This window comes from Vibrio aquimaris, from assembly GCF_009363415.1.
Lineage (GTDB): Bacteria > Pseudomonadota > Gammaproteobacteria > Enterobacterales > Vibrionaceae > Vibrio > Vibrio aquimaris.
The window spans coordinates 659592-672520 of sequence record NZ_CP045350.1 but is presented as its reverse complement, the minus strand read 5'-3'; the positions used below and the strand labels follow the sequence as shown (position 1 = coordinate 672520).

Sequence of the window (12929 nt, the reverse complement as noted above, 5' to 3'; positions counted from 1 at the left end):
TTCCTTATTGAACTGTGACTAAGGATGACAAACTCCAACGACAAGCGCAATCAAGTATGTGTGTAGAAAACGTGATTTTTAATCGCTTCTGACAACTGGACCTGTGTGCTTGAAAAATCAGTAGGGATTCAAGCAATAAAAACCTTGAACAAGAAAGAATATAAATGCAATATTAAGACATATAAATTCATCTCTATATAAAATATGAAAATACGCAACACAGATTTGGTCAAAGGCTTTCGGCAATCTGCTCCATATGTAAACGCTCATAGGGGTAAAACTATGGTCATTATGCTTGGTGGTGAAGTCGTCGCAGATGAAAACTTTTCAAACATTATCAATGATATTGCTCTACTTCACAGCCTAGGGGTCAATATTGTTGTGGTCCATGGCGCCAGACCGCAGATAAATCACATGCTGGATCAAGTAAAACATGTTAGCCCATACCACAAAGGCATTCGAATAACTGATCAACAAAGTCTGAATATTGTTATGCAGGCATCAGGTCAACTTCAACTGACTATTACCGCTCAATTGTCGATGAGTCTTGCCAATACGCCGATGGCAGGCACTCAACTCAATGTAGTGAGTGGTAATTTTGTCACTGCGCAACCATTGGGTATCGATGAAGGGGTTGATTACTGTCACAGCGGCCGCATTCGACGTATAGACAGACAGGGAATCAACCGAGCCCTAGAACAAGGTTCCATTGTTCTACTTGGCCCAATTGCTAGCTCAGTGACAGGGGAGTCGTTCAATTTGCTCTCTGAAGAAGTGGCAACTCAGGTTGCGATAAAACTTGGTGCAGATAAGCTGGTCTGTTTTTGTTCTGAGCAAGGAGTAATCGACGCCAATGGACGTGCTGTTGCTGAATTGTTTCCACGTGATGCAGAACAGATCCTCGAGCAATTAGAACAAGCAGGCGAAGATAGCTCGGGGACACAACGTTTTTTAAGAGCAGCAACAGCCGCATGCCGTGCTGGAGTACCTCGTAGCCACTTAATCAGTTATAAGCTCGATGGCGCATTAATTCAGGAGCTCTTTTCTATCGATGGGATTGGTACCCAAATATCGAAAGCAAGCACAGAACAAGTTCGTCAGGCTCAAATCGACGATATTGGCGGTATTTTGGATTTAATTCGCCCTCTTGAACAACAAGGTGTGCTTGTCAGACGATCGCGAGAACAACTGGAACAAGAAATCCACCAATTTACCATTATTGAAAAAGACGGCCTGATCATCGGATGTGCCGCCTTGTATCCCTATACTAATGAGAAAATGGCCGAAATGGCTTGTGTCGCCATTCACCCAGAGTACAGAGATGGCAATCGAGGCATTCTATTGCTTAAACACATAAAGCTGCAATCGAAAGCGCAAGGAATAAAGCATATTTTTGTCCTTACTACGCGCAGTATTCACTGGTTTCGTGAGCAGGGCTTTGAGGAAATGTCCGTTGAATGTTTACCTTCACAAAAACAAAACCTGTATAATTTCCAACGTAAATCGAAGATTTTATCTATTGAGCTATAAGCCTGATTTTTGATAATGCCCAGTAAAATGGGCATTATTCGGTAAGCCTATCAACTAAACCACTGGCTCTTTGAGTGCGAACTTTTATACCGCGAGCCATCACTCTATCATCAACAAATAAACTCAACTTCTTCTTCGCTCGAGTTACACCAGTGTAGATCAGCTCACGGGTCAAAATAGGGTTAGGATCTGGTGGTAGCACCATCAAGGTATGTTCAAACTCGCTGCCTTGGGATTTGTGAATCGTCATCGCATAAGCAGTTTCATGCTCAGGTACTCGGCTAGGCAGCACTGCTTTGATTGAACCATCTGCAAGCTCAAAAAATACTTTCAGTCTCGCCTCTCCTTCAGATCTATCAAGCAAGCACAAACCAATATCACCATTGTAGAGGCCTAGTGCATAATCATTACGCACTATCATTACAGGCCTGCCATGATACCAAAGCTCATCTTGTACCTTGATGAGTTTACGCGCCTTAAGTGCTCGTTCCACACTATGATTGAGTCCAGTAATACCAAAGTCGCCTTCTCTAACGGCACAAAGCAAACGACAGTGAGAGAAAAGCTGTAAAGCTTCTCTTGCAACATCATAAATTGGCTCGTCATCAATCCCCTGCATTGCTGGCTTAATACGATTTAAGTAGTGGCTATATTCTACCACTAAGGTTTGTATCATCTGCCGATAATGAAGGGCATCAACGGGAAAGTGAGCGATATCATCGAAGCCTTTTTGCCAAACAAGATCAACCTTGGTCTTAGCTCCAGAGTTGATGGCCTTAGCTAATTGACCTATTCCTGAGCGGGCGTCAAAACGATAGCTTTTTTGTAACATGCATAAACTGTCAGCAATACTAGCAGACTGACTATTATGGTTGTTCAAGGATGAAAAACCCGTTAACTGACTTATTAGCTTGGCTTGCTCAAAGCTATAGCCATGTTGATTAAAAGAGCAAATATCACCAAGCACAGCGCCCGCCTCTACAGAAGCAATTTGGTCCTTATCACCTAGTAGTATTAATCTTGCGTGCCTGGGTAGAGCATCCACCAGCTTATACATCATAGGCAGATCAACCATTGACGCTTCGTCAACAACAAGTATGTCCAGATGAAGAGGGTTTTGTTGGTTATGACGAAACTCAGCGCTGTTTGGTATAGCACCTAGCAAACGATGTAGCGTGCTCGCGCTGCTTGGTATTAGAGCTTTGATACTCGGCTCAACAGGAAGCTTAGCAACAGCTTTTCCTATAGACTCAGTTAAGCGTGCAGCAGCTTTTCCCGTTGGTGCCACCAATTTAATCACTGGCGATTGACCAGATTGTTGAGCCTGAACATTTAACGCAGCAAGCAGCTTAGTTACCGTGGTTGTTTTTCCGGTTCCTGGCCCACCAGAAATCACGGCAAAGCGTCTTGTTAAAGCCACCGCCGCTGCCACTTTTTGCCAATTCACACACATAGATAAAGGTACTAGTTCATCTAACACATCAAGGTGCGAAACTTTTGCAGCACTCAAGAGCTTTTGGTCTATGGTGTCCCAATCAAGCCCTTCGCTACTGACTACATCAAGATGGTCGCAGACAAGTTGTTGTCTAGCCACCTGTGGTGCTAAGTCAGATTGCAATGAGGCTAAAGCGCTGAAAAGGTACCGGTAGTCTCTAGCAAACAGATGATTTAACCATTGAGCAAGCTTTTGACCATCAGTAGGCTTTATGATCATGGGTGACCCTAAGCTCTTCAATCGCTTCGCCAACACAGATTCGTAATGCCAATAGCGATGAAGATAAAGCCTTTCACCATCGAAAATCATAGGTAAGCTCTGGTCAGTCGTTCCAACAAAAGAAGTGTTCTGTAACTCGCTCAACCAATCTATTTTGCGCAACACATAGTTAAGTTGGTCTGCGAAATCACCAAATACACCGAGTTTGACTACCAAATCAGATGGCTGACCAAATTTGTCGATTAAAGGCAGGCAAATATGGCCATGTCCTAACTCACAGCTCACAATTGCAGCAATAAAGGCAATATTGTCATTGCCACTTTGTTCACGAGCAAATCGAGCAAATTGGTAGTCGATCTGCCGAATTACGCCTTTATCGACAAGAGGCTTTAGGTATGAAAACAGACTTTGCATAACTAGGATCCTATATTAACTCCATCTGTCCTGAATCGGTTTGTTTTGGTTCGATCGAATGCCCGTCAATTAAACTGTCTAAATCATTCAAAAGAGCCAACGAGGGACGAGCATAAAAAATCCCATGTTCGCTTTGACCATCCATACCACGTAAAAACAAGTAATAAACACCACCAAAATGAGCATGATAATCATAATCGGGCAAACGAGAGCGCAAGAATCGATGCAATGCCAAAGCATAAATTTGGTATTGCAAATCATATCTATGCTCAGCCATCGCGTTGTTTAACGCATCCCCATGATAGTCACTGACGCTGTCACCAAGATAATTTGATTTCCAATCGAGGATAAAATATTGGCCTTGATGCTCGAACACTAAATCGATGAAACCTTTAAGCATGCCTTGTACTGAATGAAAGCCCAGATCGCCCGCTTTGGCAGATAAAGGATCATAACGCTGAATAACGCGATTTAAAGCTGGCGCGGTAAGTACCTCAATTGGAAGTAAAAACTCCATTTCAACAAGGCGCGAAGATGAACTTTTTTGATTGAGTTTCAGCTTTTTACCATCTAGAGGGGTGGTCAACACTGTCTCCACCAAGCCCTGCAATACGGGTAACCATCCAGAGTCTAATTGCTCACCTTCCATCAAATCAATAATGACTTTAGTGTTAGTAGAACTTGTCGCCGGCTCGGTAAACTCGATATCTTCAAATACAGTATGTAAAAAAGTACCGGCTCTCGCACCTTTAGGAAAGGTAAAGATATTCTTTTGAGGTTCGAGTTCGTTCTCAACCTCTTTATCATCAAAAGAGTCCAGATCTAAGGTCAATATGTCTGTTGCAGCCTCATTAAATGCGCGACTAGCCCCTTGCTTAACCAGCCCTGAATAACTGGTAATTCGCCAGTTTCGGTCAATGCTTGCTTGTAATTCTTTGGCTGTTAACTTTACTTGCTCAACTTGATTAGTGATCAACTTTTCGCTATTAAATTCAGGTAAAGAGACAAGCTTGATACAAGTCTGGTTATTGACTTGTTTCTCGATTGCTGCCGTCAACTCAGCCACACCTGCTTGCTGACCATTTTGCAATAGATGACCTATAGCACTGTGATGAACGCCTGTAGGCTCTTTACTGGAACGACCATCTCGAATTGGTGCCGCGCCAACAAAACAGCTGTAGACAGCTCGCGTCAGCGCAACATAAAGGAGACGTAGATCTTCGGCTAACCGCTCTTTATCAGCTTGTTGAAGTGACGCCTCCTGCGCCCTGATATCGAGTATAGTTTGATCCAGTTGACTATCATAATACTTGGCTTCACTGGCCTTGCGATAAGAAAACACAAATGGCAAAAAGACTAGGTCATATTCCAACCCTTTGGATTTGTGGATAGTAATGATTTGTACCAAGTTACGCTCAGATTCCAAACGCTGAATCTGTTCTTCACTGCCGCCAAAGCCTGCTTCAGCATCAGTGATGGATTGGGCTAACCAACGTAAGAGCGCATGGTCACTATCTAACTCGATACTCGCTTGTTGCAGTAACTCACCAATGTGCATCAAATCAGTTAGAAAGCGCTCGCCACTGTCTTCCTCTAATAAACGCTCTGCAATATGCCGTTTACTAATTACGCTGCGAAGCATGGGCAACACACCACGCTGCATCCACAAATGCCGATATTCTCTAAACTCATTGACGATATTTTCCCATTCAATTTCATCATTATTGAGTTTATCTAGTGATCCTGCGTCTAATGCAAATAACTCCGAAGCAATGCTAGCTCGTAGCGCTCGTTCATTTTCTGGTGTCAGTACGGCTTGCAATAAACGTTGAATATCTTGCGCAACCGATGAAGTAAACACATTATCACGGTTTGACAGATAGACGCTGGCAATGCCCTTCGCCGCTAATGCTTGCTTGATAAGACGTCCTTCACTGCCAGTTCTTACCAATACAGCGATATCTCCAGCTTGAATACCATACTGAGATTTCCCATCATCAAATACCGCCTGTGATTGCTGAGCCAAGACTAAAATATGCTGAATTTCTTGCGCGCATGCTTGCGCCATTACTTGTTGGTATTCGCCCTTAGTAATAGGGGTGTTTTCGGTTTCTTGTAGCCAAAAAGTCAAAGCAGGTTGTGTTTTGCCATTTAACAACCACTGGCGTTTGTCTGCTTCTGGGCTAGTATCAACGGGCAAAAAAGGAATATCATCATCGTATATAAACGGGCAATCTGGCGTATCAAATAACTGGTTCACCGCAGTGACCATGTCTTTACTTGAGCGCCAGTTTGTTCCCAAAGTGAAATGAGATGACACCTGATTACGGGCCTTGATATAAGTAAAAATATCGGCCCCTCGAAAACCATATATCGCCTGTTTAGGATCGCCAATCATAAACAAACCACATTGTGGTTCACTCAGATAAATACGACTGAAAATACTATACTGCAGCGGGTCAGTATCTTGAAACTCATCGATCATCGCAACCGGATATAATGTTCGTATCCGCGAAGCAAGCTGTTCGGCATCGTCATCATCTATCGCGGCCGAAAGCTGAGTCAGCAAATCATCAAACGACAACCACTGTTTCTGCTGCTTGGCTTTGCTCAGCATTTCACGGCATTGGTCTATTGCATGAGCCAATATCGGCGCTTCTAAACTGATGGGGCTGGAGAGAAATTGCTCTATCGCAACAAATACAGGGTGGCAAGGCACATCACCACTCGGCGTTTTTTGTTGCAATACATTTTGGGAAAACTTTTCCAGCTTATCGGGATAATCGTAGCCAGTTGTGTCTGTAGATGCCCAAGCATCGACCGTTTCAAGCCATGCGGGCAAAGATTTTTTACTGTAGCTGCGTTTATTAATTCCTGAGTCACTAATTAGGGCGAGATAATCATCCTTACCAGACAACCAAAGCGCTTTAAGCTTGTTGACTTTATTAATATTTTCAGCATGGAGTTCAGCTAAGCTGCCTTGCATAACAGGGACAGAAATTCGCAGTGGAGAACCAGTCAAATATGGGCTGATTTTCCTTAATAACTCACTAGGATTGCCCCAAAGACGGCGAACCTCTCCCGCTAAATTCAGCGGTAATGGATAAAAGTTGCGTCGCCAATAATCCGCAACTACCTGAGCTTTGAGCCGGCTTTCATCAGTAATAAATTCGTTGTCAAAACGACTGCCCGATTCAAATGCATTTTGAGTGAGCATTCTCTGACAAAAGCCGTGAATGGTAAAAACTGCCGCTTCATCCATTTGTCTTTCGGCTTGCAAAAGAATCTCCGCAGCTTGGCGATGATCATCAACTTGATTCAATAAGGGTGCGATAACAGGATCAGTGCTTTTTCCTCTCGAAAACGCGATCCTCGCATCATGAATACGAGCTCGAATACGATCGCGCAGCTCAGCCGTTGCCGCTTCGGTAAAAGTGACCACTAATATTTGGTCCACGGTCAATGGCTGCTGATGTTTGGTTTCTGCGCTACCATGACCAAGAAGTAGCCTTAGGTATAAGCCAGCGATAGTAAAAGTTTTTCCGGTTCCTGCAGATGCCTCAATTAAGCGAGCGCCATGGAGTGGAAAAGTCATGGTATTAAGCGATGTAGCTGCCGGTCTAGATGTCACTATTTTCCACCTTTAACTTGCACATAAAAGAGCCGCGCAGACTCGTGATAATTGACATTATTAAACACCTTCACCGGTTACTTCTCGTCATCGGCCTGTACAGCTAATCTCGGAGCTTGGATAACCAAAGCCGCTAACTCCCATACTTGACTTGCAAGCTCATCATTCCACTGGGGCCAAATCCTATTAATATAAGTGTTCGCCCCTTCACCTTTGCTGAAATAACCATCGTTGAACACTTCGGCCATCTTCTTAAACGACTTTTCTTGATTATCAGACCAACTGCCTCGACTAAAGCCAGCTTCGACACAAGCTAAGGCGGTATTGGGAAAATAAGCTAAGGGCGTGGTCATTCCTTGATAATACAGTCGAATCAACTCACCAAGATGAGATTGAGCCAATGACATGTCAGCGATTGAAGGAAAGCTTAAGTGTACAACACCCTCTTTACGATCATAACCAAGCAGATGGGAAGGCTGGTTTTGGCCCATGGCATTGATGGCTAGATGATCTATCCAAGCGGATAAGTAATCTTGAGCTCTTATGCGACCACTGCGAAAGCGCACCAAACCTGAACGATAGTTTTGTGTTAACCAACCACTAAGTTCAACAACTCGTCCCTCACCTAATACGTCAAACGACAACTTTACTTCATGATCTTCTTTTTCGTCACAACAAAGCCAAGCTAGCTTTTCGACTAACTCCTGCGCTTGGACCCGATTGGTTTCAAACTCAATATCCCCAAAAGCGCCCACTGGTAACTTTCCTTGAGCTCTTTGCTCTGCAATAAAATCGTCGATAATAATTTGTTGCTCAAGATCCCCTTTATGTTGCGCCTCAAGTAAAACTTCAAGCAAGCTATCTCTCATTTGATAGCTTTCTAGACCACTAAGGGCAAAAGGTTCCTCGTCTTGGGTTACGGGCAAAGGGGGTTCAAACACCACTTTTAAACGCCGATTAAAGAAGTATCGCACCGGCAATCGCCAAAAGCGTTGTAATTCAACTAAATCCAAATCAAGCGGATAGACAGCATCAAGCAAATAATCACTTAGCTGGCGATTAAACTCACCACTGCTATGGCCTTGACGATTAACAGCCGGAAGCCACTCTTTGGCATAGCTAACATTACCATGGGTAAACGCGTTGACGCTAAAAGGCACCATGGGATGTAAACGCCGTATCCATGCTAATAATTGTTTGCCAGATTGATCGGAGTCCAAGCCTTCATCCCCCGCCAAGCAATAGTTGTGTTGGCAATATTCCATAAGCTCGGAGACCAAAACTGAGGGTACTCGTTCAGTGTTATCTTGAATTGAGCGACCAACATAACTGATGTAAAGCTTTTGTTGTGCAGACAACAAAGCCTCTAAGAAAAGATACCTATCATCATCACGGCGCGAACGGTCCCCAGGTCGAGATCTACCATTCATAAGATCAAAACCTTCTGGCGCGACGGTCCGCGGATATACACCATCATTCATTCCTAATAGGCATACGATGTGAAACGGAATTGATCGCATTGGCATCAAAGTACAAAAGTTGACCTGCCCTGCAAGAAAACGTTGACTGACTCGAGTCGTTGAAAGCTTCTTTTTGAGGTACTGTGAGACAATATTTGGCGTCAAGTCTTGCTGATAGGCTGCCTCTTTAATCTGCTCATGTAACCCAGATAAGGTATCCCGTATTGACTTAAGTGCCGCTTCTCCCTCTATATCTACCATAAAGAAATCATCCAAGGCTAAGGTCAATACTTCACGCCATTTATCAATCGGCTGAGATACAGATAACTTGCTGCGATAATCACTAACCGTTTGAATAAAGTGAGCCAATTTTCCCGCAAGCTCGGCATTCATGCCTTGAACTTGATTGTAAGGGGCAAGCAAACCACTTTGAGTTTCTAGTAATCCAGCGGAGTCAGGCATTGCATACCCAAGTAACATACGCTGGATACCGAATTGCCATGTATTTTGCGCCGTTTGAGGCAAATCGAATTCTTCTCCAGTACTGAGGTCTAGTCCCCAGCGAATACCCGACTCCTCTACCCAGAGTTTAGCTTGCACAAACTCCTCAGCACTGAGGCCGAACCGAGCAAGTATGGCGGGTATTTCCAAAAGCTCAAGTAACTCCGAGGCAAGACAACGGGTATTGGGTAAGTTCACTACTTGCATGAAAGAATGCAAAATAGGACTTTCTTGATCTGCGGTTCTATCTGATATCGAATAAGGAATAAATCGCTCTCCCGGCGCATTACCAAATACAGCTTGAATCGCTGGACTATAGGCATTGATATCCGCCACCATAACGATAATGTCGCGTGGCTTTAAACTCGGCTGTCGATCAAACATAGACAGTAATTGATCATGCAACACCTCGACTTCTCGCATTGCGCTGTGGCAAACATGCAAACTGATAGAGTCATCTTGAGGCTCAATCCTATGCTTGTGGGCACTAGAATCAATCAATTGATCATTGTGCTGCTCTTCAAGATTGAGAATGTCTGCTTGCACATTATGTAGCAGAGAGTCTCTATCGATATCCACAAAGGCTTCAATTTCATGGGAGTCGAGCTGTGATAGCAAAAACATATTGTCTCTGCCAAGTTTCCCCATAGAGGCAAGCAAGCTATTGCCAATCGCATTGGTGTGAAGCTCGTCATCTAAGTTTTGTTCAATATCCCCTTTAAGCTGATGCGTTTCACCTTCAAGTTCAGAATGATCCTCTTTCCACACCAAATGTTGGCGGTGCCTAGCAGCAAGGCGAGCAAGATATTTTCGATCACGAACTTCGCCCCAGTAGTAACGACAAGGATTAGTAAACATTAAATGCACATCAATGTGCTTACCCATGGCTTTGAGCGCGTCCATATAGCGCGGTGGCAAAGACGTGATACCAAAGACAAACAAACGCTTAGGTAGCTGTTCAAAATGAGTACTATTTTCTAACTTAGAAATAAAATCTTGATAGAGATTTGCTCTATGATAGGGCGATTGACCTAAAGAAGTGGTGTGCTCATATAAAGCTCGCCATAAAATAGACTGCCAATTGTGCTCCCCCTGTAACTCAAGCACCTCTTGTTCCAATTCCCAACTGGCAATCCATTCGGGTCGGTAGACAAGGTAGCCATCATAAATATCTGCAATTTTCTCCGCGAGCTGGTAGAGCTTGCTCTGATCGTCATCACCTTGCAGATAGTGTTTTAGGGCAGAAAACTCTGCATTATTTAGCAACCGAGGAAGCGTTTGCATTAACTTCCAAGTCATCGCCTCTTTGTTGAATGCGCTGCGCTGAGGGACATCAGGCAGAACTTGGGTAAACATATCCCATATAAACGTTGCGGGGAGTGGAAAAGTAATATTTGCCGCAACACCAAATTCTTTAGCTAACTCTATTTTCAACCACTGGGACATACCAGGGCTCTGAACCAAAATCTGTTCTTGTTCAAAGGGATTATCTAAAGGGTTCAAGCGAACCAATTCGACAAGTAAGGACTTTAAGACATCAACTTGGTTGGAATGGTAGACAGTAAACAAAGTGCACTCACACTATCATTGCCGCAATTGGCTTCAGATTAGCATAAGTGCATTGCTTTCTTGAGCATTAAACACAAATCAATCCACCAAAAGGTTATGCATTACGCACTATCACTTTATGAGGTTGATAAAAGTTAAAGTACCTGATTGCCACATAGGCAATAACACCTGTTGCAACAATCAACTCAAACCCTGCTAGCGTATGAATTTGATGCACATACTGACTATCTAATCCAGACGTTTGCATCCAGTTGGCAAGCTTAAATAACGCCGTTGCTCCTATTGCCATAGGGAAAGTAAAAGCGGCATAACCAGGGCTAAAAGGCAGTCTCAATAATTTAAAGAAAGCGAGGTAAATAATGGCGGTCATTAACACACCAATACCAAATAGCAGCCCCACAATAACTGGTGAAGGTTGAGACACCACAGTTAAATAACCGGCTAGGGAAAGGCTGGCAGGAGCCGCCATAATTGCAAGCGTTGGTTTAGCAGCATCGGGCACTTGATGAGTAAACATAAAGCGATAAATCATCATAGGCAGCATGACAGCATAGGCAAGCATACCAAATATTAAAGTGCCATTAGCAATGAACAATAAATCTGGGTTACCCGAAAAAGACACATCAGCAACGATAATACCTACTGGCGGAACGAACCAACTCGGCACCATATGATGTAGCTCAAACTCTTTTGCTCTGTGGTACACAAAACTGACAAGGAAAATAATATGTAAACCGACAGCTGCAAGCCAGAGCATGTCACCAAGCATGGGATAAAAATGACCAAGAGAGTTCGACACCACCATGGTGGCCATTGCAAAGGTAGGTACCACACTGCCAACGACTGGGTGAGCAAGATCTTGCCCAAGCAAATGACCGTGAAAAAGAAATTTTACTGCCAATACCACCAGTAATACACTTGCGATAACAGCACCAAGTAGCTGACCATAACCATGCAAAGGAGCGAAATTCTCCCAACACCATCCTAAACTGGCAATCCCTAGCGCTAATCCTGCCATTGGTGTGGGTGCTCCCATCACTTTTGCTTTTGTCGCTTTAATCATCATTGCCTCACAATCTTTTTCTGTTTCCTAATAGAAATAATACGCTTGATATTCGTTCGAATATATCTGATTATTTAAAACATACGTTCAGATTAAATTAACAAAAATCTTATGGCCGCCAATATTTCTCTTAAGCAACTGAAAGTATTTATATCCATTACTCAGCACAACACGCTTACCGCAGCCTCACAGGCGCTGTTTTTGTCAAAAGCGGCGGTAAGTATGGCGCTTTCCGAGCTTGAAAAGCAGATTGGCCATTCTTTATTTGATCGTGTTAATAATCGCCTCATTCTCAACCAAGAAGGACAAAAACTCTTGCCTCTCGCTGATGAGTTACTGCATCGTGCTCAGGATATTAATCAGCTATTTGATGGAGGTAAAACTCTAACTGGAGAACTGCGTATTGGAGCTAGCGATACAGTTGGTAATCAGGTCGCTCCTTATTTACTAAGTGATTTTCGCAAGCAAACCATGCACAAATCTCAGAGCCTTTTTATATCTAACTCTGCTTTGATATGTGAAAAACTCATCGATTATGAACTCGATATTGCGCTCATCGAGGGAAAAACCAATCATCCTTTATTGATTTCGAATCAATTTAGCCAAGATGAAATGTGTGTCATTTGCTCTCCAGATTCACCTCTAGTAAAGAAAAAGCAAATCTCTTTGGATACATTGGAAGGAAGTGAATGGGCTTTACGAGAACCGGGATCTGGCTCGCGAGAGTTCTTTCTTCGCACCATAGCGCCAAGAATCGAACAATGGCAGGAAAGCTTTCAACTCAATACAACGGAAGCACTAATTAATAGTGTTGCAGCAGGCTTAGGCCTAAGCTGCCTATCCCGCCTTTCTGCGCAGCCCGCCATACAAGATGGTCGAGTCGTTGAGTTAATACTTCCTCTGGATATGAAAAGACGTTTCTGGCTTTTGCTGCACAAAGAAAAATATCAAAGCCCTCTACTAAAATCCTTTATTGATTTTTGTCATTCATGGCAGAAAAGCAGATAGTTTTAAACTTTAAACTCATATCCAATCTGGACTTAATAG

Annotated in this window: 6 protein-coding genes; 2 read left to right on the top strand and 4 right to left on the bottom strand. The window is 43.4% G+C overall.

The window, feature by feature from the left end; translation table 11 throughout:
• Positions 1-204 precede the first annotated feature (204 nt).
• The gene (gene argA / locus FIV01_RS03110) at positions 205-1530 is read left to right on the top strand and encodes an amino-acid N-acetyltransferase (RefSeq protein WP_152429679.1); all 1326 of its coding nucleotides are present in this window, start codon (positions 205-207) and stop codon (positions 1528-1530) included.
• Between the two features lie 34 nt (positions 1531-1564).
• On the opposite strand, the gene recD is transcribed toward argA, so the two are convergent.
• From recD to FIV01_RS03090, 4 genes are all read right to left on the bottom strand, one after another.
• Positions 1565-3658, bottom strand: a complete 2094-nt coding sequence (gene recD / locus FIV01_RS03105) for an exodeoxyribonuclease V subunit alpha (RefSeq protein ID WP_152429678.1) — start codon at positions 3656-3658, stop codon at positions 1565-1567.
• Between the two features lie 10 nt (positions 3659-3668).
• Positions 3669-7253 carry an exodeoxyribonuclease V subunit beta gene (gene recB / locus FIV01_RS03100; RefSeq protein ID WP_152431639.1) on the bottom strand — a complete coding sequence of 1195 codons (3585 nt, stop codon included), beginning with the start codon at positions 7251-7253 and terminating at the stop codon, positions 3669-3671.
• Between the two features lie 113 nt (positions 7254-7366).
• Positions 7367-10819 carry an exodeoxyribonuclease V subunit gamma gene (recC, locus tag FIV01_RS03095; RefSeq protein ID WP_152429677.1) on the bottom strand — a complete coding sequence of 1151 codons (3453 nt, stop codon included), beginning with the start codon at positions 10817-10819 and terminating at the stop codon, positions 7367-7369.
• A gap of 94 nt (positions 10820-10913) precedes the next feature.
• A complete protein-coding gene (locus FIV01_RS03090; RefSeq protein WP_152431638.1) occupies positions 10914-11882 on the bottom strand; it encodes a TDT family transporter in 969 nt (322 codons plus the stop codon).
• Between the two features lie 111 nt (positions 11883-11993).
• Between FIV01_RS03090 and FIV01_RS03085 the strand changes: the two genes are divergently transcribed.
• Positions 11994-12890 (top strand): LysR substrate-binding domain-containing protein, encoded by an 897-nt coding sequence (locus FIV01_RS03085; RefSeq protein ID WP_152429676.1) that lies wholly within the window; start codon positions 11994-11996, stop codon positions 12888-12890.
• Positions 12891-12929: the final 39 nt, after the last annotated feature.

Coding starts and splice junctions, on each gene's coding strand:
- recB (WP_152431639.1), bottom strand. CDS start 7,253: ATGACTTTTCCACTCCATGGCGCTCGCTTAATTGAGGCATCTGCAGGA.
- argA (WP_152429679.1), top strand. CDS start 205: ATGAAAATACGCAACACAGATTTGGTCAAAGGCTTTCGGCAATCTGCT.
- FIV01_RS03090 (WP_152431638.1), bottom strand. CDS start 11,882: ATGATTAAAGCGACAAAAGCAAAAGTGATGGGAGCACCCACACCAATG.
- FIV01_RS03085 (WP_152429676.1), top strand. CDS start 11,994: ATGGCCGCCAATATTTCTCTTAAGCAACTGAAAGTATTTATATCCATT.
- recD (WP_152429678.1), bottom strand. CDS start 3,658: ATGCAAAGTCTGTTTTCATACCTAAAGCCTCTTGTCGATAAAGGCGTA.